Origin of the sequence: Streptomyces phaeochromogenes (assembly GCF_001418655.1) — a bacterium.
Taxonomy (GTDB): domain Bacteria; phylum Actinomycetota; class Actinomycetes; order Streptomycetales; family Streptomycetaceae; genus Streptomyces; species Streptomyces phaeochromogenes.
Genome location: NZ_LIQZ01000164.1, coordinates 14,429 through 38,014 on the forward strand (window position 1 = coordinate 14,429; position 23,586 = coordinate 38,014).

21 protein-coding genes and 2 pseudogenes are annotated in these 23,586 nt (G+C 69.1%); 8 read left to right on the top strand and 15 right to left on the bottom strand.

Going from position 1 to position 23,586, the window contains the following annotated elements; translation table 11 throughout:
- Positions 1-70: 70 nt before the first annotated feature.
- The 3 genes from AOK17_RS22650 to AOK17_RS22660 form a co-directional block, all read right to left on the bottom strand.
- Positions 71-649 (bottom strand): dihydrofolate reductase family protein, encoded by a 579-nt coding sequence (locus AOK17_RS22650; protein ID WP_055614365.1) that lies wholly within the window; start codon positions 647-649, stop codon positions 71-73.
- Between the two features lie 208 nt (positions 650-857).
- Positions 858-1,445 (bottom strand): pyridoxamine 5'-phosphate oxidase family protein, encoded by a 588-nt coding sequence (locus tag AOK17_RS48675; RefSeq protein WP_079053220.1) that lies wholly within the window; start codon positions 1,443-1,445, stop codon positions 858-860.
- 29 nt (positions 1,446-1,474) lie between these two features.
- Entirely contained in the window at positions 1,475-4,798 is a 3,324-nt protein-coding gene (locus AOK17_RS22660) for a S8 family peptidase (protein ID WP_055614366.1), read from the bottom strand.
- Between the two features lie 503 nt (positions 4,799-5,301).
- Here AOK17_RS22660 and AOK17_RS48680 point away from each other — a divergent pair.
- Positions 5,302-5,442, top strand: a pseudogene (locus AOK17_RS48680) (response regulator); the annotation flags it as partial.
- A gap of 402 nt (positions 5,443-5,844) precedes the next feature.
- Here the strand turns inward: AOK17_RS48680 and AOK17_RS22670 are convergent.
- Complete coding sequence (locus tag AOK17_RS22670; protein ID WP_055614368.1) at positions 5,845-9,153, bottom strand: ATP-binding protein; 3,309 nt, start codon at positions 9,151-9,153, stop codon at positions 5,845-5,847.
- Between the two features lie 358 nt (positions 9,154-9,511).
- On the opposite strand from AOK17_RS22670, the gene AOK17_RS22675 reads away from it, so the two are divergent.
- Together AOK17_RS22675 and AOK17_RS22680 are read left to right on the top strand one after the other, a co-directional pair.
- Entirely contained in the window at positions 9,512-11,032 is a 1,521-nt protein-coding gene (locus AOK17_RS22675; RefSeq protein WP_055614369.1) for an FAD-dependent monooxygenase, read from the top strand.
- Positions 11,033-11,068: 36 nt separating this feature from the next.
- Positions 11,069-11,731, top strand: coding sequence for an SGNH/GDSL hydrolase family protein (locus AOK17_RS22680; protein WP_055614370.1), 663 nt, complete (start codon positions 11,069-11,071; stop codon positions 11,729-11,731).
- A gap of 19 nt (positions 11,732-11,750) precedes the next feature.
- On the opposite strand, the gene AOK17_RS22685 is transcribed toward AOK17_RS22680, so the two are convergent.
- Together AOK17_RS22685 and AOK17_RS22690 are read right to left on the bottom strand one after the other, a co-directional pair.
- Positions 11,751-13,202 carry an FG-GAP repeat domain-containing protein gene (locus AOK17_RS22685; RefSeq protein WP_055614371.1) on the bottom strand — a complete coding sequence of 484 codons (1,452 nt, stop codon included), beginning with the start codon at positions 13,200-13,202 and terminating at the stop codon, positions 11,751-11,753.
- A 113-nt stretch (positions 13,203-13,315) separates the two neighbouring features.
- Positions 13,316-14,011, bottom strand: coding sequence for a hypothetical protein (locus tag AOK17_RS22690; protein ID WP_245697300.1), 696 nt, complete (start codon positions 14,009-14,011; stop codon positions 13,316-13,318).
- 148 nt (positions 14,012-14,159) lie between these two features.
- On the opposite strand from AOK17_RS22690, the gene AOK17_RS22695 reads away from it, so the two are divergent.
- A complete protein-coding gene (locus AOK17_RS22695) occupies positions 14,160-14,708 on the top strand; it encodes a YciI family protein (RefSeq protein ID WP_055614372.1) in 549 nt (182 codons plus the stop codon).
- A gap of 195 nt (positions 14,709-14,903) precedes the next feature.
- The gene (locus tag AOK17_RS22700) at positions 14,904-15,569 is read left to right on the top strand and encodes a PH domain-containing protein (protein ID WP_055614373.1); all 666 of its coding nucleotides are present in this window, start codon (positions 14,904-14,906) and stop codon (positions 15,567-15,569) included.
- A gap of 64 nt (positions 15,570-15,633) precedes the next feature.
- Here AOK17_RS22700 and AOK17_RS22705 read toward each other — a convergent pair whose 3' ends face one another.
- A complete protein-coding gene (locus AOK17_RS22705) occupies positions 15,634-16,515 on the bottom strand; it encodes an alpha/beta fold hydrolase (RefSeq protein ID WP_055614374.1) in 882 nt (293 codons plus the stop codon).
- A 126-nt stretch (positions 16,516-16,641) separates the two neighbouring features.
- Complete coding sequence (locus tag AOK17_RS22710; RefSeq protein ID WP_055614375.1) at positions 16,642-17,220, bottom strand: TetR/AcrR family transcriptional regulator; 579 nt, start codon at positions 17,218-17,220, stop codon at positions 16,642-16,644.
- A 140-nt stretch (positions 17,221-17,360) separates the two neighbouring features.
- Between AOK17_RS22710 and AOK17_RS22715 the strand changes: the two genes are divergently transcribed.
- Complete coding sequence (locus AOK17_RS22715; RefSeq protein WP_245697301.1) at positions 17,361-17,705, top strand: hypothetical protein; 345 nt, start codon at positions 17,361-17,363, stop codon at positions 17,703-17,705.
- A gap of 109 nt (positions 17,706-17,814) precedes the next feature.
- Here the strand turns inward: AOK17_RS22715 and AOK17_RS22720 are convergent, their stop codons facing one another.
- The 3 genes and pseudogenes from AOK17_RS22720 to AOK17_RS22730 all read right to left on the bottom strand — a co-directional run bounded on the left by AOK17_RS22720 (position 17,815) and on the right by AOK17_RS22730 (position 19,338).
- On the bottom strand, positions 17,815-18,114 hold the full coding sequence (locus AOK17_RS22720; protein ID WP_245697302.1) for a polysaccharide lyase family 7 protein: 300 nt from the start codon (positions 18,112-18,114) through the stop codon (positions 17,815-17,817).
- A 91-nt stretch (positions 18,115-18,205) separates the two neighbouring features.
- A pseudogene (locus AOK17_RS53980) lies at positions 18,206-18,814 on the bottom strand (carbohydrate ABC transporter permease); the annotation flags it as partial.
- Positions 18,814-19,338 carry a carbohydrate ABC transporter permease gene (locus AOK17_RS22730; protein ID WP_342671515.1) on the bottom strand — a complete coding sequence of 175 codons (525 nt, stop codon included), beginning with the start codon at positions 19,336-19,338 and terminating at the stop codon, positions 18,814-18,816. The gene AOK17_RS22730 and the pseudogene AOK17_RS53980, both read right to left, overlap by 1 nt.
- A gap of 11 nt (positions 19,339-19,349) precedes the next feature.
- Here AOK17_RS22730 and AOK17_RS22735 point away from each other — a divergent pair, with 11 nt between their 5' ends.
- Positions 19,350-19,583, top strand: a complete 234-nt coding sequence (locus AOK17_RS22735; protein ID WP_281198623.1) for a substrate-binding domain-containing protein — start codon at positions 19,350-19,352, stop codon at positions 19,581-19,583.
- A 17-nt stretch (positions 19,584-19,600) separates the two neighbouring features.
- Here the strand turns inward: AOK17_RS22735 and AOK17_RS22740 are convergent, their stop codons facing one another.
- The 3 genes from AOK17_RS22740 to AOK17_RS22750 all read right to left on the bottom strand — a co-directional run bounded on the left by AOK17_RS22740 (position 19,601) and on the right by AOK17_RS22750 (position 21,629).
- Entirely contained in the window at positions 19,601-20,560 is a 960-nt protein-coding gene (locus tag AOK17_RS22740; RefSeq protein ID WP_055614379.1) for an alpha/beta hydrolase family protein, read from the bottom strand.
- A 186-nt stretch (positions 20,561-20,746) separates the two neighbouring features.
- The gene (locus AOK17_RS22745) at positions 20,747-21,436 is read right to left on the bottom strand and encodes a haloacid dehalogenase type II (protein WP_055614380.1); all 690 of its coding nucleotides are present in this window, start codon (positions 21,434-21,436) and stop codon (positions 20,747-20,749) included.
- A gap of 7 nt (positions 21,437-21,443) precedes the next feature.
- Positions 21,444-21,629, bottom strand: coding sequence for a hypothetical protein (locus tag AOK17_RS22750; protein ID WP_055614381.1), 186 nt, complete (start codon positions 21,627-21,629; stop codon positions 21,444-21,446).
- Between the two features lie 123 nt (positions 21,630-21,752).
- Between AOK17_RS22750 and AOK17_RS22755 the strand changes: the two genes are divergently transcribed.
- A complete protein-coding gene (locus AOK17_RS22755; protein ID WP_055614382.1) occupies positions 21,753-22,475 on the top strand; it encodes a VOC family protein in 723 nt (240 codons plus the stop codon).
- Positions 22,476-22,554: 79 nt separating this feature from the next.
- Here the strand turns inward: AOK17_RS22755 and AOK17_RS22760 are convergent.
- Positions 22,555-23,586, bottom strand: a 1,032-nt coding sequence (locus AOK17_RS22760; RefSeq protein ID WP_169801945.1) for a WD40 repeat domain-containing protein, incomplete at its 5' end; no start/stop codon positions are given.

Sequence of the window (23,586 nt, forward strand, 5' to 3'; positions counted from 1 at the left end):
CCCCAGCTGCTCTGGTTCGGGTTTCCCCCAGATGCCCGCCGGCCCATGCCCTGATCGTGCATGGATGGACTCAGACGTGCAGTGTGGGCCGGTAGACGAGCTCTTGGATGTGGCCGTCGAGCGTGCGGTTCTCGATCAGTTCCAGGTCGAAGTCGGACGCGCCCTGGAAGATCGGGTCCAGCCCCGTCTGACCGGTGATCACGGGGAAGAGCGTCACCTGAACGCGGTCGACGAGACCGGCGGCCATCAGTGCCCGGTTCATCGACAGGCTGCCGTGTGAGCGCAACGGCACCTTGGACTCCTCCTTGAGGCGGGCGACGACGTCGACGGCGTCACCGCTCACGACGTTTGCGTCCGGCCAGTCGAGGGGTCCTTCCAGCGTGGTCGAGACCACCGTTGCCGGCAGGTTCCTCATCCGCGTGACCCAGGGGTCCCGCACCTCGGACTCCTCGGTGCTCGCCGCCAGCATCTGCGCGAACGCCCGATACGTGTTGGCCCCGAAGACCATCCGCTGCTCCTCTCCGTACAGGCCGAGGCGGTGGTCGAGGAGCTCGGGACCTTGCTTGCCCCAGTAGCCGGTCCAGTTGCCACTGGCGGCGCCGAAGCCGTCGAGGCTGGAGAAGACGTCGAACGTGTAGGTGGCGGTCATGGTGCTCTCCTCGAATGTGGTGATCGCTTGCGTGGATACAGACCGGCGACCACGGCGAAACTAATCGCCCTTGGGCTCCTGGAGCTGCATCCGGCCACCCCGGGTGCGGCTCCAGGAGCGGGCGCAGCCGGTCACTCGTGTCGGAGTGGCGGCTTGTAGCGGTCGTCCAGGCGGAGTGGCGCGAGCACGTTCACAGTCGAATGGATGGTCATGGCTGCCAGGCGGGGTTGTGAGGTGAGTAGGTGACATCGCGGCCGGTTGCCAGGGCAAGCCTGGTGGTGCTGGTGAATTCGGGGTGGAAGCGGACACGTCGGCCGGTGCCGTCGTCGTCACCGGGACCGCCTGGGGTGACCCACTCCAACTCGGCTGTTCCGGAGAGGTGAAGGGCTGCGCCGTTGGTGAAGTCGATGAACAGCAGTGAGGTCGTGGGGTCGACGGCTATGTTGCCCATGCTGTTGAACATGTTGTTGCCGGCGTAGTCGGGCCACCACAGTTCGGGGCCGTCGGTCCGGACGAAGCCGGGGAATCCGCCCTTGTGAGAGGTGTCGACGCCTCGGGCAGGATGTGTGGTTCCGAGGAAGAAGGTGTCGGCGCCGGTGATGACCTCGACCTGCTCCGGCGTGAAGGCCCCCGTCCATGCTGCGGGGCCCGCTGACTCCGAGACGGGTGCGGCATCCGGACTCAGACGGGTGGTCCGCTGTTGGATGCAGACTCCCTTTGCCGCAACGCACTCATACCCGGATGGCCCGCCGGAAGCTCTGCTTCCGGCGGGCCATCCGTGCGTGTCAGCGTTCAGCGAACCTGTCGGTGATCCACCGGATCATGTCACTTCCCGTAGTACGCGTTGTAGATCGAGATCGTCGATTTGTTGCCCTTCTTGTCGGCGATCTTGGCGTGGAACGAGATCCCCTTGCCCTTGGCCGGGTTCGTGACCGCGATCTTGCCGTTCTTGACGGTGACCTTCTTCCAGGTCTGCCCGTAGTCGTACGACACGTACACCGCCAGGGACTTGAGGTTCTTGCCCGCTGCCGAGCCCTGGACGGTCACCGGGACGGAGACCTTCTTCTCCGCCGGAGCCCTGCTGTCCAGGCCGACGGCCGCGTCGAAGCGGATCGAGGACGCGGGCAGCTTGGCCAGGTCGGCCTTCTTGGAGCGGAAGGTCCAGCTGGCGTCGACGCGGGTGGAGGCCGCGGCGACCTTGACGCTGCGCTTGACCGAGGTGGTCAGCTTGTACGCGGCGTCACCGGCCGGGACCTCGAAGACGCCCGCCCCTTCCAGTGGGTCGCTGTTCGAGCCGACCTTGGCGCCGTTGCGGTAGAGGGTCGTGGTGACCGACGAGTAGAGCGAGGAGCCGACGTGGGTCTGTCCGTCGGCGAACAGCGGCAGGGAGCCGTAGATGCCGTTGCCATCGCGGTAGATGCCGAGGTCTGAGCCGATGCGCGGGCCGAAGACCGCTGTGTTGAAGGTCTTCTTGTAGCTCGTGGCGGCCTTGAAGGTCTGCGGGGTGCCGAGCGGGTAGAAGGCCTCGACGATCGGGAAGCCGTTCTCGTCGAGCCCGCCGTGCTGCTCGAAGTCGAGTTTCCACTTGACCCCGCCCGCGGTGGAAAGGCGCAGCGTGCGCGTGCCGGGCAGCTTCTGCTGGACCCCGGGCGCAAAGGTGCTTGTACTGCCGGGCAGCCCGCCCCAGGCGTAGATCACGCCCTTCTTGCCGCTCGACGAGGCGCCCAGACCGGTCTTCACGGTGGCCAGTTCACTCGCCTTGTAGTGCTTGGTGTAACCGGTGGCGAGCTGCTTGAGCTTGCCGCCGGCGAGGGTGTCGTACTCTGCGGCGGGCTTGACCCAGTGACCGCCCCACTGCTGGTACAGGGTGCCGTCGGTGATCTGCGGGCCGGCGTGCGCGGTACGGAAGTTGGCGTACGAGTCCAGCCACCAGCCGTACGAGTTGCTGCCGTCCGGCACGCCGACGGTGTACAACGGCGTAGCGACCTCCGACTTCGCCGCCGCGTCGGGCACGGTGATGTCCACCGGCTTTGCGGTCCGCGCGTCCACCGTGATCGTGGCCTTCTTGGTGATGCTCAGCTTCGGCTGCGTCACCCAGTCGAAGCCCTTGGCAGGGTCGTCCGGGTCGACGTGGACGGCCGAGTTGAAGATGTAACCGCCCTTGGGGAAGCGGACCTTGACGGTGCCGGACTCGTCGTAGGGCGAGTACCACTTGCCCTGGGCGAGCCCGGTGACACCGTCCAGGCCTGCGCTGTAGTACTTCGCCGGGTTGCCGTCACGGCCGATGAACTTGAGCGTGACGTCGTACGACTCCACCTCGCGCTGCACCGCGGCGGCCGTACGCACGCTCTGGCCGCCGCCGGTCGCCGTCACATACGCGGAGTAGGCGCCGTCGACCGTGCCGCCCAGCCGGGTGTTGACCGTGAGGTCGGCGGAGGCCGAGCCGCCCGCCGGGACCTTCAGCGTCTTGGTGCCGAGTGTGAAGAAGCCAGCCGGTGCGGCCTGCCCCTTCGGGTCGGTACCCGTCACCGCGAGGGTCAGCGTGACATCGGTCGTCCCGAGGTTCTTGTACGTGACCTTGTCGGTGACCGGGGTGTCGTCGGTGTGCGGCCACTGCTGGATGCCGAAGCTCACGGACGACGGGTCGGCGATCACGGTCTGCTTGATGGCCTTGTCGACCTGGACGCGTCCTGAACCCTGCTGGAACGGCGTGTACTTGCCGCCCTTGGCGGAGCCGGTCAGCGCGGCCTTGAGCTCGGTGTACTTCCAGTCCGGGTGCTGCTGCTTGAGGATCGCGGCTGCGCCCGCGACATGCGGGGTGGCCATCGACGTACCCGAAATGCTCACGTAGCCGGGCGGCTTCTCGCCGACCTCCTGGGCTATGACACTGCCCGGAGCCGAGGCGGCCGTGGTGTCCACGCCGGGTGCGGTCACGTCGGGCTTGATCTGCCCGTCGAGGCCGGGGCCCGTGCTGGAGAAGTCGGCCAGCTTGTCGCTGTCGTCGACGGCGCCGACGGTGAGCGCCGCCGCCGCGCTGCCCGGGGAGCCGACCGTCTGCTCGCCGAGGTCGCCGTCGTTGCCCGCGGCGATGGCGAAGAGGACGCCCTTCTCCTTGGACAGCTTGTTGACCTGGGCCTCCAGCGGGTCGATGTCGGGGGTGTCCCCGCCGCCGAGGCTGAGGTTCACGACGTCAGCGCCCTGCTCGACCGCCCAGTCCATGCCGGCGAGGATGCCGGAGTCGTCGCCGGATCCGTCGTCGCCGAGGACCTTGCCGTTGAGCAGCTGGGCACCCGGTGCGACGCCCTTGTACTTGCCCGCGGACTTGGCGCCCGTACCGGCCACGATGGACGCGACGTGCGTGCCGTGGCCGTACTTGTCGGTGGCGTCGGCGGCGGTGGAGAAGTTCTTCTCGGCGACGACCTGGTTCCTGAGGTCGTCGTGGGTGGCGTCGACACCGGTGTCCAGGACGGCGACCTTGATGCCCTTGCCGTCGAACCCGGCGGCCCACGCCTTGTCGGCGCCGATCTGCTTGACGGACTTGTCGAGGCTGGCCTTGCGGACGCCGTCGAGCCATACGTGGGCTATGTCGGAGGCGGTTTTCGCGCCGCCGGACCGCGTGTCGGTGACCGCGGCCCACAGGTCGGGCGCGTCGCCCTTGGGCGTCAGGACCGCGTCCGCGTTCAGCGACTTGAGGGTCCTGCGGACCTTGGTGTCACCGGCGTCACGGACGTCGGCCTTGGCCGCCGCTGCCGCGCCGCGGTACCCGACGATCAGCTTGAGGCCCTGCTTCTGGGCCTTGCGGCTGGCCGACTTGTTGAGCTCGGTGACGTCGAAGAGCCGCTGGTCGAGCTTGCCGGAGGCGATCAGCCGCGCGGCGTCGGCCGGCACGACGAGCGTGTGCCCGGCGGTCCTGCGGATCTGGACGGGTATTCCCTCGCGGCCCTTGGCGCGCTCCAGGCCGACGACGCGGCCCTTGTCGTCGACGACGACACGGTCACCGGTGATCAGGGTGACGCGGTGCTTGGGCGCGGTCGACACGGCCTGGTCACCGGCCGTACGCTCGGCCTCCGCCGACGCCGGGCTGGTCATGCCCGCCGCCAGGGCCACGGCTGCCGCCGCGGCGATCGTGGCCACGCACGCTCTTTTCACTTGTCTGCGCAAGTCTCCCCCTGGAGGCTGTCCGAGAACTTGTTGTCTTCCGGGTGTAATCACTGGGTTTCTGCTGGTCAGGCGTAAATCTGCCGCCGACCGCTTCGCCATCGACGCGGTGTTCCTCATGCCGGCTCGTAAGGGCAAGGGTTCGCTTTCGCTCGCCCGCTCGGGCCTCCCCTTCGCTTGTGGCGTGATGATGGCCCGTCGTGCCCTTGAGCTTGACCAACTCGGCTCAGCACCCCCACGTCACCGCAGACGGACCCGAGGCTGGGGACCGCCATCGGTCACAGGCCGGAGCCGTGGCTGACGACGGGCGCGTGCGGGAGGGGAAACCGTCCTGGCCGCGGCGGGGACACATTCAGCAACGGACATCGACGGCAGGGCCTTTCAGCAGCGGCGAAGAGACTCGGCCAGCATGCCGGGACCTCGTTGACCGGATGCTGATCCAACCTGACCGGATGATCAGGAAGGCGGGCCGGCGCTGTGCGAGGCTGCACCGCATGCGCATCCTGGTGGTCGAAGACGAGGTGGACCTTGCCCACACCCTGCACACCGGTCTGACCGCCGAGGGCTACAGCGTCGACCTCGCCCATGACGGCCGACAGGGACTGTGGATGGCCCGGACCGGCGAATACGCCCTTTCACGTCCCGTCCGTGCGCTACGTGGAGAGCCTGCTGTGTGGCACGGCGAAGTGAACGTGGAGATCGTCATGCACCGCCCCGCCGATGTGGACACCGCCGGGCTCAGCCTGCTCGATACAGATCGGTAGCGGGCTCACCGACGCCCCACCCGGGTCAACACGCGCCACCCTCCTGGCCGTTACCGACATCGAAGCTGCCCATCGCGAACTCACCGAACGCGGCGTCAGGGTCGGCGGTATCCGGCACAAGTCACCGGTGGACATTTGACATGACGAATCGGCGCCGGGGCCGGACCCCGAACGCCGTGACTACGCCAGCCTGGCCGACTTCGCCGACCCCGACGGCAACACCTGGGTGCTCCAGGAAATCGGCTTCCGACACCCGCAAGGCGCCGCCGACGCTCAGTCCTTCCCCTGATCTACGCCGCCTCCTGCACACCAATCCGGGCGGCCCCGCTCCCACAGTTCCGGGGACAGCCGGGCCGGATCCACTTCCGTCGCGGCGGTCTTCGCGTCCAGTTCCCAACCCTTCGCGTACGCCGCGGCGAAGGATTCCTCGCCCAGGGCGGCCCGACCTCGACGGGTGAGGTCGCGAACCTGGCGGTCCGTGCGGTCGTGGGCGCCGCGGAGCCGGGACGCGGCGCCGAGCAAAACGGCGGTGTCGTGATGCCGCCCGTGCGCCTCGGCGAGTGCCGCCGTGTTGACCGCCACCAGCGACAGGATCGGCAGGTCCCGGGTCTCCAGCGCCGCCGTGTACGCCTTCGCCAGTGCTCTCGCCGCGCCGGCCAGGTCACCCGTCTCCAGGCAGAGCGCGGCTCGTGCGCTGCCGACCAACGTCCGCCCGTGGTCACCGGGGAACGCGGTGTCGCCGCGCAGACCCTGATCGGCCCGGTCGAGCAGTTCCCGCGCCCGGTCCAGGTCGCCGAGCCGCACCCACAGGACCGCCTCCCACGCGTCGACCAGGAGCAGCATCTCCGGTGAGTCCGCGCGCAGCGCCCGCTCCCGGGCCGAGTCGATCATCGCGATCACCAGGTCGGTGTCACCGCGCCGCAGGTGCAGGTCAATCCAGCGCAGGTCGCCGAACACCTCGTCTCCGAGGCTGAGCGAGCCGAACTCGCCCGCCAGCGAACGGGCTTCACGCAGGTCGGCCAGCGCGCCGTCGAGGTCGTCGTCGTACTGCCTCAGCTGGGCGCGCAACGGCAGCACGTTGGCTTGGCCCCAATGGTCGCCGACCTGCCGGAAACAGGCCAGGGCCGCTTCGACGTCGGTGCGCATCCGGTCCAGCTCGCCCGCGTTCTCGGCGAACTGCGCCCGGAACATGCGGGCCAGCCCCGACAGCCACACGTCGTCTCCGTCGGCCAGACGCTCGACGAGCGCGGGCGTGGTCCGCTCCCCCTGCAGAAACGCCAGCGGGAGCGCGGCGAGCGCGCCGTACGGGCCGGGCAACTCCGGGTACGCGAGCAGCCGTTCGGCCAGCTCGCGCAGCTCGGCCTGGTCGCCGCCCACGGCATCATCGGCGGTTGTCCCCTTCCGGGCGTCGACCTGACTGAGCAGGCGGATTGCGTGGGCGCAGTCTCGGTCGGGCGTCGGCTCGCCGCCGGGCACCGACAGAGCCTCGCCCAGCCAGTAGGCCGCGTCGGACTGCCGTCCGAACATCTGCCAGTACCAGGTCACGTTCAGAGCGAGGGCGACCGCCCCGGAGGCATCGCCGGTGTCGCATCGTCGGCGCAGGGCGGCGAGCGTGTTGTCGTACTCGGCGCCGATGACTCGTATGGCCGCCAGCTGGCCGGGCCCGCGCAGCTGCGGGTCGTACCGGGCCATCAGCTCTGCGAAGTGGCCGGCGGCCAGGTCGCGTACGGCGCCGAGGTCGCCCGTCTCGGCCAGGCGATCGATGCCGTACTCGCGCAGCGTCTCCAGCATGCGGTAACGGCCCGGGGCGGGCGCGAGCTGCAGCAGCGAGCGGTCGACCAGACCGGCGAGCAGCTCGGGGATCTCGGCGGCCGGCACCGCGGTGTCGGCGCAGAGTGCGGTGGCCGAGGCCTGTGTGGCTCCGCCGGGCAGGATCGACACGCGTTCGGCGACCGTACGCTCGTTCTCGCTCAGCAGGTCCCAGCTCCAGGCGATGACCGCGCGCAGCGTGCGGTGCCGGGGCAGGGCGGTGCGGTTGCCGGTGGTGAGCAGCCGGAACCGGTCGGAGAGCCCGTCGGCGAGCTCGGGCAGGGACAGCGTCCGCAGTCGGGCCGCGGCCAGTTCGAGGGCCAACGGCATGCCGTCCAGGCTGCGGACCACCCGCCGGATCTCGGGCAGTGTCGCCTCGTCGACCTCGAAGCCGGGACGTACGGCCGCGGCCCGCTCGGTGAACAGGCGTACCGATGACGCCCGTTGGGCCTGTTCGATGCCGTCGTCCGGGCCGGGCAGCGGCAGCGGGCCGAGCGGCACGAGCGCCTCGCCGTCGACCGCGAGGGGTTCGCGGCTGGTGGCGAGTACGCGCAGCCCGGCGCAGCGGGACAGCAGTGCCGCGACCAGGTGGGCCACGGCGTCGATCAGGTGCTCGCAGTTGTCGACCAGCAACAGGCTCTCCCGGCCGCCGAGTTCGCCGACGAGTATGTCCAACTCGTCGCCCTCGACCCGCGTCCGGGCCTCGAACATCGCGCCGCCGCGCAGCCCGATCCCGGCGAGCAGGGCCGCACCGACCTTGGCCGGCTCGGTGACCGAGGCGAGGTCGATCATCCAGGCGCCGTCGCGATACTCGTGGCGGTGGCGGCGAGCGGCCTCGACGGCGAGCCGGGTCTTGCCGGCTCCGCCGGGACCGAGCACGGTGACCAGGCGCCCGGTGGCGAGCAGCGTGCCGATCCGGGTGAGGTCGTCGGCGCGCCCGATGAAGCAGGTCAACGGGGCGGGCAGGTTACTCGGTCTGGTCTGCCAGGCGTCGGTGTCCGGGGCGGGCCGCTCCGCGCGCAGCAGGCTCAGGTGGCGCTCGCGCAGGGCGGCGCCCGGGTCGGTGCCGAGGTCTTCGGCCAGGGTTTCGCGGACCCGCTCGTACAGGGCCAGGGCCTCGGCCTGGCGCCCCTGGGCGGCGAGCGCGTCCATGAGCAGCGCGGCGGCCCGCTCGTGGACGGGGTACTCGGCGAGCAGTGCGGTCAGGCGGGTGGCGGCCTCGTCGGCACGGCCCAGGGACAGCTCGGCGTCGGCGAGGTCGGTGACGGCCTCGATCGAGGCGTGGGCCAGCCGGATCGCGGCGGCGGGCGCCACCGCGGCGACGACCGTGGGCTCGATGCCGGGACGGGTACCGGGATGGTCGCCCCACAGCGTCACGGCCTCACCGAGCACGGCCGCCGCGGCGTGCGCGTCGCCGGCGCGCAGGCGGTCACGGCCGGTGGCAGCGAGTTGCTCGAACCTCAGCGCGTCCACGTCGGCCGCTTCCACGTCCAGCCGGTAGCCGCCCGGTGCCTGCGCGACAGCGTCGGCCGAACCGAGTGCCCTGCGCAGCCGCGAGGCGAGGGCCTGCAGGGCGTGGGCGGGGCCGGCCGGCGGGTCCTCGGCCCAGATCGCGTCCACCAGGATGTCCTGTGCGACCGTACGACCGCCGGCGAGCGCCAGCCGTGCGGCCAGTCCCTGCAACCGCGCGCCGGCGACGGGCAGGGTGGTGCCACCGCGGGACGCCTGGAAGGCGCCGAGCAGTGTGATGCGAAGCCGGGCGTCCCCGTCCATCCCTCGATCTTCGCGCGGGCACCCTCGATCCCCAAATCAGGGCAGCGGTAACCGACTTCGCCGTCCACGCCCCCGCCCGAAGGCACCGCGAGTAAGGCGGCGAACGAGACCGTCAGCACGTCGGCGCACGCCCGACCGCCCCTTTCCCCCTGCGCCCCTCCCCTCGTTCCTCCCTGCGTCCCTGCTCGTCGCGCCGCCACAAGAGGCCTGCCAGGTGCGCGAACGCAGTGCTGCCATGTCGCGGGACGGGCGTGTCAGCGCCACGTGCCCCCATGTCAGCGCCGTGTGTGCCCCGTGTGAGCGGCCCGCGTCAGTCTTTGCGTGCCTCAACGGAAGAGGCTTCGGAAGGGGAGTTCTCGTGCATGACGTAGTGATTGTGGGCGCCGGCCCTGTTGGTCTTTTCCTTGCCTGCGAGCTCGGCCTCGCGGGCTGCTCTGTCCTGGTGCTGGAGCGGGCGCCGGAGGGCCGCTCCCCGTGGAAAGCGGATCCGCTCGGGATGCGGGGCCTGTCCGCCGCGTCGGTCGAGGCGTTCTACCGCCGCGGGATGCTGGACCCGCTACTGACGGCGTCAGGCGTCGACGACGATCCCGGCACGGACCTCGACACGGACGAGCCGTCACCCCCTCGTGGCGTGAGCCACTTCGCCGGGATGATGCTCGATCCGGCCCAGGTCGACGTCACCGCCCTGCCGTTCCGGCTTCCCGGCCCGGCAATGGAAGGCGTGATGACGAGCCTCGAAGCGGTCGAGACGGTGTTGTCCGAGCGGGCGTCCGAACTCGGCGTGGAGGTCAGGCGCGGAGTCACGGTCTCAGCCGTCGCGCAGGACGGCGAGAGCGTGGTCGTGCAGGCCGGCGGTCACGAGTACGGGGCGCGCTGGCTCGTCGGCTGCGACGGTGGACGCAGCGCGGTGCGTGGGCTCGCGGGCTTCGAATTCGTCGGCACCGAGCCGCAGTTCACCGGCTACGTCATGCTCGCCGCCGTCGCCGATCCCGAGAAGCTGCGCCCCGGGTTCCACCTGACGCCGACAGGCATGTACCTCCGGACGCCGGCGGAGGAGTACATCGGCATGCTGGAATTCGACGGCGGCGCGTTCGATCGCTCGCAGCGGCCGACTCGCGAACATCTCCAGGCGGTTCTGCGCCGGGTGTCCGGCACCGACGTGACACTGACCGACGTCCGTCTCGCTTCGAGTTTCACCGATAGGGCGATGCAGACGACGACGTACCGGCAGGGGCGCGTCCTGCTCGCGGGCGACTCCGCTCACATCCACTCTCCCCTGGGAGCCCAGGGTCTCAACCTCGGTCTCGGCGACGCCGTGAACCTGGGTTGGAAGCTCGCGGCGACCGTGCACGGGCACGCGTCGGAAGGGCTTCTCGACAGCTACACCCGCGAGCGCCTGCCGATCGGCGCAGAGGTTCTCGACTGGACGCGCGCCCAGGCCGCGGCCATGAGGCCGGACCCGCATGCCCAGGCGATCCAAGGAGTGCTGCGCGACCTGCTCGGGACCCGAGACGGAACGACCTACGTGTTCAAGAGGACATCCGGTTCGTCGAACCGCTACGACCTCGGCAGCGAACACCCGCTGGTCGGCCGCAACTCCCCGGACCTCCGTCTTGAGGACGGCACCCGCCTCGGCGACCTGATGCGGGACGGACGAGGCGTCGCGCTCGACTTCAGCCTCGACCGATCCCTACGCCGTTCAGCGATGGGCTGGGAGAGCCGGATGCGGTACGTGGGCGGTCCGGCGCGGAACGACCTCGGACTGGGTGCCGTACTGGTCCGGCCTGACGGCACCGTCGCCTGGGCAGGTGATCGCGACCCTGACCGCAAAGCGTTCGAGCAGGTCGCCGGCCATTGGTTCGGCGCCCCGCAGATCTGAACCAGCCACCCCGACAACCGAGTTACAGGAGCACACATGACAATCACCATCCGACCGGGAAGCACCGTCATGTTCACCGGCGATTCGATCACGGACTGCCAACGGCTGGAGAGCGAAGACCGCCTCGGATTCGGCTATCCGCTGCGCGTCGCGGGCGAGTGGGGACTCCGCCACCCGGACCGGGCCATCACCTGGCTCAACTCCGGCATGGCGGGCGACAAGGTGATGGACCTCGAAGCCCGCTGGCAGGCGGACGTCCTCGACGCGCGCCCGGACGTGGTGTCGATCCTCGTCGGCGGAAACGACGTCGGCTGGCACTCGTACGACCCGGACGGCCACGTGATTCCCGCGGAGGACTTCGCGGCGGGGTACGACCGTCTGCTCGCGCCTCTCGCCGAGGCCGGCGCCGACCTGATCCTCATCGAGCCGTTCCTGCTGCCGATTCGCGGCCTTGTCGAGGTCGGGGACATGCACCTCGGCGAAGAGGTCCGAAAGGAGTGGCGGGCCGACCTGGACCCGAAGATCCAGGTCGTGCGCGAGCTGGCCCGCAAGTACGGCGCACAACTGCTCGCGGCCGACGGCATGTTCGCCGAGCTCGCCGCGACGACCGGGCCGGAGTACTGGGCCGCGGACGGGGTGCACCCGACACCGGCCGGTCACGCCGCACTGGCGGCGGCCTGGCTGGGCCTGATCGCGTGACCGGGCCTCACGGAAGCAGTCAGCTCTCGCCGAAGTCCTTGGTCTTGACGAAGCGGTGGTCCGTTGTCGACGGGCCGTTCCTCGTTCCGCGCAGGATCCAGTAACCGGCGTCCTTGCGGGGCTTGTTGAAGCCGAACGTGCCGATGAGCAACTCGTCGCGGCCATCGGCGTCCAGGTCGGCGATGTGCAGGTCCCAGCCGAAGAAGTCGCGGTCCCCTTCGTGCTGCGGGGAGCCACCGAGGCCGATCGTGCGCCGGTCGATCTTGACGGTACGGGCCACGTCGAGCCCGTCCTTGCCGCCGAGGAGCACCACCACCTGGCCGATACGACGATCGATGCCCGGTGACTGGGTGGCGATGTCGTCGTGGCCGTCACCGTTGACATCGCCGACCGCGACGGCGCCCGCGACATCCAGCTTCCCGAGATCTCCGGCGGCCCTGCCCCGGCCGGGGCCCTCGCCGCTTCCATAGACGGCAACGGCTTCGGTGAAGCCCACCCGGGCGAGGATGTCGGCGTGGCCGTCGCCGTCGAAGTCCCCGACGGCCACGGGCTTGCCGACGGGGGCCTGGCTGTCGGCCTGGTTCGTGATGCCGGGTACGGCCCCGGCGGGCTTCAGCCCCTGGGGCGTGCCCCGGTAGAACACGGCGTCGATGACGTCTTCCGGCATGTCGTCGTCCTCGAAGCGGACATCCTCCTCGTCGTACTCGGACTTGGTGACCAGGTCGTCCCGGCCGTCGCCGTCGAAGTCGCCGACGACCGCGTGGGCCACGGACACCCAGCCCTGCCGGCCCACATCGGTGGTCGAAGTGGTGCGGGGCGCGCCATCGTCGCGGCTGAGCGGGCCGTACAGGACGGTGGCGGGCTGCGGCTTGCGGTCGTACTCGCTGCCGGGCTCCGCCAGGGTCAGCAGGTCGAGGGCGCCGTCGCCGTCGAAGTCCCCGGCGGCGGTGGCCGGGAGGACGTCGGCGGGCAGCTTGGTGACGCCCGCGGGGCCGTCGGGGCCGCCCCAGACAATGCGCTGGTCTGGCGTGGACTTCCCGCTGGGGTGGCTCAGCAGGTTGCGTACGACGACATCGGCGTGGCCGTCGTCGTCGAGATCCCCGGTGAACTGGGTCGACCGGTCGTACGTGATCGGCGAGCTGGTGACCCGGGGGTCGGGCTTGGCGTAGCGGTCCGCGAGGCGGAAGGCCTTGTCCGGTTCCGGGCCGCCGGGCGCTGCGAGGGCGACGAAGCGGTTGTTGTGCCAATCGCCGCCTGGCTTCGGGTCCTTGTACCAGCCGTTGACCACCGCGTCGGCGTGCCCGTCGCCGTTCACGTCGTCCCGGTTGACCTCACCGTTGTCCCGCTGAGCGGGGGAAGGGGGTGCCGGCGCCGACTTCCCGTCGTCGCCCGAGCAACCCGTGAACAGCAGGGCGGTCGCGCAGAGGCAGGCCAGGGCGACAGCAGGGCGACGGATACGGCGGCGGCGCATGGCGCAAGTCTGCGAGACGCAGCTCACGGGCCCGTAACGAGGGGGTCAGGGTCGGATTCCGGTCAGGCACTGAACCGTCAGTGCGGCACCGACGTCCGGGAGCGGTGAACGAGTCATGGGGCGGTGAACGCGTCAGCGGTCACGTCGCGTTCGAGGCTCGCGCCCTGGAAGCCGTACGTGCCGATGTCCGAGACCTTGATCAGGAGGCAGTAGCGGTCGACCGCGTCGAGGGCGTCGGCCACTTGGTGGTAGTTCCTTCTCAGGAAGTGGATCGCGGCCTGGTTGGCCAGGGAGCTCTGGCCGCAGACGAGCATGACCGGACGGGTCGCCTGCGGTGGCCTGAACTTGGCCACCAGGGCGTACTCCACCTCGTTCTTCCGGTAGGGGTAGCGTCGGCCGCCGACGTCGAACGCCACCGACTCCGGCCCCTGACCGTACGGCTGGATGCTCACGCCGGGCAGGTGGGCCGCGAGGTGGCCGCCCGTGCGGAGGTTGGCCTCGCCGAGCGGACCGCCGATACAGAATTCCGTACGGTCGTCGTTGATGCCGCGGAAGTCGTCGCTGGACTCCGTCGCGACGTCACAGCCGAGTTGGCCGGCCAGAGTCGCGACCTCGATCATGGCGCGGATTTCCTTGTGGGTGGTGACGCCCCGCGTGTTGTGTTTGTTGCCGATGACGATGAAGCAGGTCTCCCCCGGGACGAGGCCGAAGAAGTCCGCCTTGCGCCGCAGTCGGCCGGTGCGCCTGCCGCGCTCCCAGAGCCAGACGAACCCACCACCGATGAGGCTGGTCACCAGACCGACCAGCACATTGACGACTACGGAAAAGATCGCCGCCCCCTCAGGCCCCCGCCGCGCACAGCATTTCCGTGCGCCTCGAACGGTTGATCCTCCACGACAGGTCGTGCCTGTGACAACCGGAGTCTGCCGGAACGACAAATGGTGGAGAGTGTGGGGCATGGAGTTCTTCTGCTACCACCGCGATCGGCCCGACTCTGTGGCGTTGCGCCACGAGTTGCTGGAAGCGCACTGGTCCTACATGGACCGGTTCGACAAGGAGATGATCGCCCGCGGCCCGACCCTCACCGGGGACGACGTGCCCACCGGCAGCGTGCACATCGTGGACCTGCCGGATCTTGCCGCCGCCCGCGCGTTCGCCTTCGACGAGCCCGGCTACCAGGCCGGCGTGTACCGGGATGTGCTGCTGCGCCGGTGGCGCAACCTGCTCGGGCGCACCATGTGGGACTTCCCCGGTGGTGGGACCGACGGCAACCGGTACCTGGTGCTCGGACTTGGCTCGGGGCAGGGTGCCGACCTCGCCGTGCCGCAGGACCGGGACGACGAACTCATTGCGTACGGCCCGCTGTTGTCCGACGACGGCGCCACCTGGCTGGGTACGGCGGTGCTGGTCCGGGCGCCCGACCCGGGCACGGCCCGCGCCGTCCTGACCCCGGACCTGTATGCCGACATCGAGGTCCACAACTGGCAGTTCGGCGGGCGGTCGTAGTGAACTGACCACGTAGCGAAGGGCGTAGAGGCACCCCGGAACGCCTCACTTCCCAAAGGGCCCTCGACACACGGGAGTTGGGGCCTCACCATGGTGCCCCATCGGTCCTGTCGACGGATGGGGCACGCCTTACTGCGGGGGGTGGCTGTGGGGTACGAACGATTGCCGCGCGAGTACCGGATGAGACGGTCCCGGATGCAGGCGTTCCTCTGGGTGATCGGCCTGGGCACACTGAGCATGTTGGTGGCTCTGTGGGGCGCCGAGGTGCCCGCTTCGTTCCGCTACCCCTTCCTCGCGGCGTGGGTGGCTCTCATGGGGTGGCTCTTCTATGCCACGTTGCACTGTTCGACCATCGCGGACATCAAGGCGGTCCACGCACGCGGGATGGTGAAGCGCCGACGGTTGGCATGGGAGGACATCCAGGACATCAGGGCAGAGGTCAACCCGGCATCGGCTATGCAGAGCGGTGCGCCCAACGTTCTCGTGCATGCCTACGGGCGGGACGGCACCAAGGTGCTGTTGCCGTTCGTCGACGATATCCATGTCAACGTCGAGCGCGAACTCGGACTGCTGCACGACTCATGGGTGGAACTGCGCGGCGAGGACTGGGCGCCCGACCCGCAGGCCGCTGTCCTCATCGACCGACGCGATGCACGCCAGGCGGCCCTCATGATGGGGTTCACCGCCGTGATGCTGGCCTTCATCCCGCTGACCGTACTGATGCTGCTGCCCCTCTTCGTCGACATGCCGGAGTGGCTGGAGTCCTTCCTGAACCCGTTCACGGTCATGGGGGTGGGAGCACCCCTCATCTTCGCGCTGACCGCGATCGCCTCGTACCGCAGCCGTCGGCCCAGCGGCTGACGGCCGCGACCGGAGGACCTCGGTCAGTGCGCGAGTGCGGGTTCGGGTTCGGGTTCGGGTTCGACTACAGCCTCTCGGCCAGGAAGGGCAGGACCACGTCGGCCACCTCGTCAGGCACCTCCTCGGCGAGGTCGTGGCCGGCATTGAAGACGTGACCGGTGACGTCGTGGGCCATGAGCCGCATCTGAGTTTCGTTCCGATCGCCGATGAACGCCGAGCCGCCGAGCGCCAGCACCGGGATGTCCAGCTTCCGCTGTGATGCCTGCCGGTTCTGTTCGGCGTCGACGAGCATCGCCCGGTAGATCGCCAGCATCGCGCGGATGCCGCCGGGCATGGAGTAGCAGCGGACGTATTCGTCGACCGCGTCGGGGGTGGCGGTGTCGGGGTGGCTGCGCTCGTACTTGATCATGTAGGTGATCAGTTCGCGTTCGTGCCCGGCTATCAGCATTTCGGGTACGTCCGGCTGGAAATAGAAGCCCAGATGCCACAGGTGCATTCCGCTGGAGACGTTCTCGTGGGTGAGTGCGGTGTGGTCCTCGAAGCCGAATCCGGGGAACAACGCCTCGCAGAACACGAGGGCGTTGACATGATCGCGGTGCCGGGCCGCGAGTTGGTAGCCGATCACCGCTCCCCAGTCCTCCCCCATCACGCTGTAGGAGGCGTGTCCGAGGTGGGCCATCAGTGCGGCGATGTCGTCGCTCATCGTCGCGCTGTCGTATCCGTCCGCGGGACGGGCCGAGTCGCCAAGGCCGCGGAGGTCCGGTACGACGACGGTGTACTGGCCCGTCAGCTTCGGGACGAGGTGCCGCCAGTGGTAGCCGGTCTTGGGAACGCCGTGCAGCAGCACAACTGCCGGCCCTGAACCGGCTGTCCGGTAGTGCAGGCGCGTTCCGTTGACGGTGGCACGGCCTGTGCGTACGGGGTTTCCGTGATGGTCGACGATCATGTTTCTGGTCAACTTTCCTGAAGGGCTTGGCGGTTCCGGCGCCACGCGCTCTCGTCGGCGTCGGTGACTTCGGAGGCGTCGGCGCATTTTATGGATCGCTCGATACAGATTGAGGTCATGAAAAAATCAGCCGAGGGCGGCGAGCGCGACCTCCACGAGGGGTTCCAGGGAACGGGCGTCGGGTGTGATCTTCGAGGAGACGAGCAGGCCGTTGAGAAAGGTGACCAGGAAGGCGGCCAAGGTCTGCGGGTCGGTGGTCGCCGAGATCTCGCCCCGCTCCGCCGCCACACGCAGCACGTCGGCGAGCGCACGCTGACTGGCGTCCTGCACATCACGCACGGTGCGCCGGGTGGCCGGGTCCCCCGGCAGGCGCTCACAGACGGAATTGACCAACAGGCAGCCCCGGCCGTCGTGTTCGACCGCGATCCGGACTCGCTCGACCAGCATCGTGCGGATCGCCGACCTGGCGTCCGTTCCCTCGTCGAGGCTGCGCAGGGCCGCCGCCGCGAGGGTGGTGCGGTAGTGCTCCAGCGCGGCCCGGTACAGGCCGTCCTTGTCGCCGAACGCCGCGTACAGGGACCCCTGACCGATCCCCAGATGCCCGGTCAGGTCGCGCACCGAGGTCGCCTCGTAGCCGCGCGTCCAGAACAGGTCCATCGCGCGGCTCACCGCCGCTTCCGTGTCGAACTCCCGGGTCCTTGCCATGCCACTCACACTAACCTATCTGGATCGCTCGCTCAAGAAAGTGGTGCGGCGGTCACGACCACCTCGGCGTCCGGCTGTGCGGCGCGTGCCCGCCGAGTCCATCGCGGCGAGCGCGCTGGGGTCAGCCGCAGTTCGGCACCGTGACGCGCGGGGCCTACCGGGCGGCGTATCCGGCCGGCGACGGCACCCGGCACATCTCCGACATCTCGGTGACCGACTCCGGCCGGATCATTGCGAGTTCGGCGGCCGACGCCGGTGACGACGGCCCGTTCGACTCCGCGGTGAGTGACGCGGGACAGGTGAACGTGTCGGCTGCGGGCCGGGTACGGCTCACGCTCGCGGCCTCCCCGAGCGTCCTGGGAACATTCCCCGAGTACAGGATCGAGGCAGTCGAGTGTCTGCCCGGTTCCACCGACGCCCTCCTGGGCACCGACGACGAGAACCTCGGCGGATACGTACGGACCATGCCCTTCTGCGAGGCCTGACCCCGGCCGCCGGACACAACTGGCGAGGCCGCCCGCTCCCGGTGCGATCAGCGAGCCGCATCGAGCGGCGGTCCGCGATGACGCATCGGGAAGGGGCGACCCCGTCAGGTCACTTGTGCGTCACTGTGACTCCGTACAGGGCGACCTGTCCGTAGTTCGAGGTGTCGCACGGCGAGGAGTTGTTGCAGTTCGCCTGGGTGTAGGCACCCGCCTTGTAGTAGCCGCTGCCGAACGCGCCGTCGACGGTGGCCTTGAGGGCGCCGTTGTAGTAGACGTCCACCTTCCCGTCGTGGGCCACGAACTTCCCCTGGAAGCGGGTACCGAGCTGGTAGTTGGAGGTCACCAGCTTGTAGTGGGGGGTGTTGTACGAGGTGATGTGCAGCGATGTCCCTTCGAGACGGAACTCCAAGTACCCCCCAAGGGCCCGTCGTGGCCCAGACATTCCAGTTGGTGATGAACTGGAAGATGACGACCACCGCGATGACGGGCTCGGCGAGCGGGAGGACCAGCCGGAATGTGTGGAAGAGTCCGGCTCCGTCGAGCTTTGCCGCGTCGAACAGATCGGTCGGTACGCCCGAGAAGAAGCCGATGAAGAGCAACACGTCGAGGGCGCCGGCCGCTCCGGACATGGCCAGGATGACCCCGGCCTGTGTGTTCAGCAGGCCGAGCCGTTCCACCAGGACGAACTGCGGAATGATGATGGGGGCCACCGGTACGAACAGGGTGGCGATGATCATCCGGTGCAGGAACTTTCGTCCCGGGAATTCGTAGCGGGCCAGGATGTATCCGCACAGGGCCGACTTGAACAGTTCGATGACGGTGGATACGACCGCGTACAGAATCGTGTTGAAGAAGTACCTGGAGAACCCTGCGTCCACCCACGCCCGGCGGAAGTTGTCGAAGTTCCACTGATCGGGCATGAGGCTGGCGCCGCCGGTGAAGAGTCCCGTCTGTGTCTTGAACGCTCCCGCGACGATCCAGAGGAACGGATAGATCCAGACGAGGCCCACCACGATCAGCAGGGGCAGGGCGATGAGGTTGGCACGCGCGGGCCGTGACAGACGCGAGAGGCGTGGTGTTCGCGGTGTGCGGAGTTCGGGACGGGACATCAGACTCCGTACTCCTTCCGCATCTTCTGTGCGCGGCGCACGAAGAGGCCCTGACTGGTGACGAGGAGGAACGCCATGACGGAGAACAGCAGGGCTGCCGCGGACGCGTATCCGTACGCGAAGGGCATCGAGCCGAAGGCCTGCTTGTAGATGAAGTACGAGACCACGTAGGTGCTCGTGCCGGAGCCTCCGCCGGTGAGCGTGACGACGAGCCCGAACACGTGCATCGCGTTGACCAGGGCCACCGGACGGATCTGCGGCAGCGTGATCCGGGTGAGCTTCTGCCATTCACTGGCGCCGTCGAGCTCGGCGGCTTCGTACAGTTCGTCGGGGACGTTCTGCAGCGCGGCCATCCAATAGATCATGTACTGGCCGAAGACCTGCCAGACGGAGATCAGGACCAGGGCCAGCATCGCGGTCCAGCGGTTGGCGAAGACATCGGTTCTGCCGTCGGTCAGGCCGAGCCCGTGCAGCGCGGAGTTGAGGGCGCCGTTGGACAGGTTGAGCAGGTAGGTGAAGACCAGGGGAGTCGGGCCTGCGGGTCCCCGAGGACATGTCGGTCATCGGCTGCGACGACATCTCCCTCGACGACCTGCCCAGTTCACGCAGACTGACCACGGCCTCGTTGGCGCGGGACGAACTGGGGCGGCAGGCCGCGCAGACACTGGAAGCGCTGATGGCCGCCAACGGCGACACCGAACCCAGAGTCATTCCGATGGAGCTGCGGGTGCGTCACACCAGCGCTCCCCCGGCGGTGCCTGCGCACTGAGACAGGGCCCTCTTGGCCTACTTGGACTCGACTCGTCCGAGCGGGTTGGGGTCGGCCGTCAGCGCGTCGCTCGCCTCCTGCCAAGCGGGATCGCCCGGGTAGAGCTCGGTGCGGAGGTAGGCCCAGGTGAGCCGCTGGACCGCGGACACCCGCTCGATGTTCTCGTCCGTGGTCTCGGCGACGTCGTACCCAGAGACTCCACCGAGCCCGTGCTCCGCGTCGAACAGGGTGAGCAGGGACTTGGGGCCCGGGGAGAGTACGTACGGGTCGGCGTGCCAGTCCGCGCCCGCGACCGTCAGGTGCGCGGAGGTGTCCTTGTCGCCGGCGACCACGAGCGTGGGCGTCGCCATCTTGGAGAAGTCCGTGGTCAGGAAGAAGGAGAGACTCTCCGCCACGGACTCGGTGAGGGCGTCACCGCCCCTGCCGGGCGCGGCGAGCAGGACGCCCGCCTTGATCCGGGGCTCGGCCAGGTTCACGTCCGTTCCGTCGTCCGGGTCGGTGAGCCGGGCGCCGAGCAGCAGGCTCGCGGTGTGCCCGCCCATCGAGTGCCCGGCCACGGCGACCCTGCTGTGGTCCAGCCGCCCGAGGAGCTGCGGGACGGCGGCCTCGATCACGTCGAGCTGGTCGAGGATCCGTGTCATGTCCTCGGCCCGCGATCGCCAGTACAGGGGTGCCCCGGGGGTGCTCGGGTCCAGGCTCAGCGTCCTGGAGCTGAGATGGGTGGGCTGGATCACGACGAAGCCGTGCGCCGCCCAGAAGTTGGCGAGTGGGGCGTAGCCGTTCAGTGAGGAGAGGTGGTTCGAGTAGCCCTGCCCGTGCGAGAGCAGGATGACCGGCAGGTCGCTCCCCGTCACCGGCGCGGAGACCCGCACCTGAAGGTCCACCGCTCGACCGGGGGCCGGCAGCACCACCGGGCTGACCGAGAGGACGGGCGTGGACGAGCTGACGGTGTCGGCCGTCTGAGCCGATGCGCTCATGATGCGTGTTTCCCTTCAATGACCTCGGCTGCCGGTCTCGTTCGGGCCGACGGCAGGCGAGGCGGACAGAAGCGTCCGGCTTCAGCCAGGCCGAAGCGGAGCGTTGTTCCGTTTAACGTACGGAACAGTGTTCCGCTTTGTCAACGGCCACTGAAAGGAGAGCGCATCGCTCCCTGCGATCCCCTGTTACGCCGTCAGGTCGGTGACCAACTCGTCCAGGCTGCTCGACCGCCGATTGAACGTGTCGGCGCTCGCCGGTGGATCCCCGACCGGTCGGCGTACGTAGGCGGTTCGCATTCCCACGGCCTGAGCTCCGCGTAGGTCCCAGGCGTGAGCGGCGACCATCAGCACACGCTCCGGCGGGCATCCCGCCGCGTCGAGCGCGAGCCGGTAGACCTCCGGCGCGGGCTTATAGGCCTGGGCGTCTTCGGCCGACAAGGCCTGATGCCAGACCAGTTGGGCGTACGCGTTGAGGCGGAGGAGGGTCGCACGGCTGGCGTTGGAGAGTCCCAGTACGGGAAATCGTCGGGCGAGGCGCGCAAGTCCGGCGACGGAATCGTCCCAGGGCTTCAGGCGCCGACTCGCGGTAGCCAGTCGCGCGATGGCCATCGGGTCGGTGAGCCCGGCGCGGTCGGCCACGCGTTGAGCTGCCTCGCGGTCGATGACCTCGGTGTTGGCGTACGCCCGGCCCTTCGCCGCGATGCGTCGCTGCTCGCGCTCGACGTGGTCTCGCCACACCGTGAGCAGCTGCTCGACGGACGCGTCGTCGGCCCCGGGCACCGCGTCGCGAATGGCCGCTCGGAGGCCGCCCGGCTCGTCGACCATGGTTCCGAGGATGTCGAAGACGATGACCTCGATGCCGTACTCCTCGACCATGCGGCTCCTACTCGTGGTGGGCGGGTGTGACGTGGGCCGGGTCGACACGCAGGTGGCGATTGTTGCCCACCTTCGCGTCACCGGTCAAGGGGGTGACGATCCGGTCGCGTCCGTGTCGGCCAGGCTGTTCCTCGCCGTCGAGCGGGTGGGTCCGGCCGAGCGCGCCAACACCCCACACGGTGGTGGTCGGCATGTCCCGGCCGCCGTCGAATACTCGGATGCGGATGACACCGACTCACCCCTAAGCTCCGCTTCGGGGGAGCGACAGGGCGCCCTGTCGACAGCGGTCAGTCAGTGGATCGGGGATGTACAGGGAATGACTTGTCAACTGTTCGCGGTCTGCTTCGGTTCGAGCGAGCCACAGGTTCTCGCACGGTTCTGGTCCGGAGTCCTGGACTGGGAGATGGTCGACGATCCGGACGACGGCGTCACGCTCCTGCCCAGTGACGACACCGGGTTCCGCATCCGTTTCCTTCCGAGCCAGGAGCCGAAGGCCGGTCAGAACCGGATGCACTTCGATCTGACCAGTACGTCCCTGGAGGACCAGCAGCAGACAGTGGCCAGGGTCCTGGAACTCGGTGGACGACACATCGACATCGGCCAACTCCCGGAGGAGGGCCATGTGGTGCTCGCCGACCCCGAAGGCAACGAGTTCTGTGTCGTCGGGCCGGGCAACAGCTTCCTCGCCGACTGCGGATTCATCGGAGCACTGGCCTGCGACGGCTCGCAGGAGGTCGGGTACTTCTGGAGCGAAGCACTGGGGTGGCCGCTGGTCTGGGATCAGGACCAGGAGACCGCGATCCGCTCTCCGCACGGCGGTCCGAAGATCACGTGGGGTGGTCCACCGGTGGCGCCGAAGACAGGCAAGGACCGGCTGAGTTTCGACCTCGCTCCGCCTGCCCGAGGTGATCGGCCGGCAGAGGTCGACCGTCTGCTCTCCCTCGGGGCGAAGCGAATCGACACCGGCCAGGGCGAAGACAGCTGGGTGGAACTGGCCGATCCCGACGGCAACGAGTTCACTGTGTTGACGCCCCGGTAGTTCCGACGGCGTCCGAGGCCCGAGGTCCGGCAAGGCACGTAGAGCACGTCCTGGAAGGTCAACTCCCCCGGCTACAACGTCAGTTGATCTGCCACAGCCGAACGGTGCCGTCGTGGCTCGCGCTGGCGAGTGTGGTGCCGTCCGGGCTGAACACCACGGATCGCACGGTGCCCTTGTGGCCTCTCAGGGTGGCGACCTCTGTACGCCTCGCGACGTCCCAGAGCCGGACGGTGTGGTCGTCGGGGTAATCCTTGCCGAACCCGGCGCTGGCACTGGCGCCCCCGCTGGCCAGCATCCGTCCGTCGGGACTGAACGCCACCGACATCGCAGCGCTGGTGTGGCCTCTGAGGACGGCGATGGTGCGGGCGGAGGAGACGTCCCACAGTCGGATGGTGCGGTCATAGCCGCTACTGGCCAGCGTGGAGCCGTCCGGGCTGAACGCCACCGAGTGGACAGTACTGGTGTGGCCGGTGAGTGTGGCCACACTCGAACGGCCCGCGACGTCCCACAACCGGACGGAGGCATCGTCGCTGCCGCTGGCCAGCAGCCGCCCGTCGGGGCTGAACGCCACCGACAACACGAACGCGCTGTGCCCGTGCAGTATGCCGACGCTCGAAGGGCTCGCGACGTCCCACAGCCGTACGTAGTCGAAGCTGTGACCGCTGGCCAGGAGGGCGCCGTCCGGGCTGAACGCGACGCACCATGCCGAGTCGACGGTGTCGCCGCGGGGCAGGGTCAAGGTGGCTGTTGTACGTCCGGAAGCCAGGTCCCACAGGTGTACTGCGCCCCGGGCGTCGGCCAGGGTGGTGCCGTCCGGGTGGAAGGCGACCTCCACCGGGTCATTCCAACCGGCCTCGGTCAGGAGGGCGGTCGGATGTCCGTTCTCCGGGTCCCACAGCCGGATGGTGCCGTCCGTGATGCCGCCGGCCAGCGTACGCCCGTCCTTGCTGAAGGCCAGCGCGATGACCTCTCCGGCATTGATCAGTAGCGATACATAGCGGATGCCTTCGCTGACGCCGGTCCTTCGCGGGACCGGGGCGAGGGACGCGTCGACGGGGCCGGCCCCTGAGGAAGCCGGGGTGAGCAGTCCAGCGGTGGGGCCGGCCCCGTC

What these genes read in the sequence shown, in the direction of transcription:
- AOK17_RS22680 (WP_055614370.1), top strand. Translation starts at nt 11,069, where the DNA reads ATGACAATCACCATCCGACCGGGAAGCACCGTCATGTTCACCGGCGAT.
- AOK17_RS22670 (WP_055614368.1), bottom strand. Translation starts at nt 9,153, where the DNA reads ATGGACGGGGACGCCCGGCTTCGCATCACACTGCTCGGCGCCTTCCAG.
- AOK17_RS22755 (WP_055614382.1), top strand. Translation starts at nt 21,753, where the DNA reads ATGACTTGTCAACTGTTCGCGGTCTGCTTCGGTTCGAGCGAGCCACAG.
- AOK17_RS22700 (WP_055614373.1), top strand. Translation starts at nt 14,904, where the DNA reads ATGCAGGCGTTCCTCTGGGTGATCGGCCTGGGCACACTGAGCATGTTG.
- AOK17_RS22750 (WP_055614381.1), bottom strand. Translation starts at nt 21,629, where the DNA reads ATGCCGACCACCACCGTGTGGGGTGTTGGCGCGCTCGGCCGGACCCAC.
- AOK17_RS22745 (WP_055614380.1), bottom strand. Translation starts at nt 21,436, where the DNA reads ATGGTCGAGGAGTACGGCATCGAGGTCATCGTCTTCGACATCCTCGGA.
- AOK17_RS22710 (WP_055614375.1), bottom strand. Translation starts at nt 17,220, where the DNA reads ATGGCAAGGACCCGGGAGTTCGACACGGAAGCGGCGGTGAGCCGCGCG.
- AOK17_RS22740 (WP_055614379.1), bottom strand. Translation starts at nt 20,560, where the DNA reads ATGAGCGCATCGGCTCAGACGGCCGACACCGTCAGCTCGTCCACGCCC.
- AOK17_RS22695 (WP_055614372.1), top strand. Translation starts at nt 14,160, where the DNA reads ATGGAGTTCTTCTGCTACCACCGCGATCGGCCCGACTCTGTGGCGTTG.
- AOK17_RS22650 (WP_055614365.1), bottom strand. Translation starts at nt 649, where the DNA reads ATGACCGCCACCTACACGTTCGACGTCTTCTCCAGCCTCGACGGCTTC.
- AOK17_RS22705 (WP_055614374.1), bottom strand. Translation starts at nt 16,515, where the DNA reads ATGATCGTCGACCATCACGGAAACCCCGTACGCACAGGCCGTGCCACC.
- AOK17_RS22685 (WP_055614371.1), bottom strand. Translation starts at nt 13,202, where the DNA reads ATGCGCCGCCGCCGTATCCGTCGCCCTGCTGTCGCCCTGGCCTGCCTC.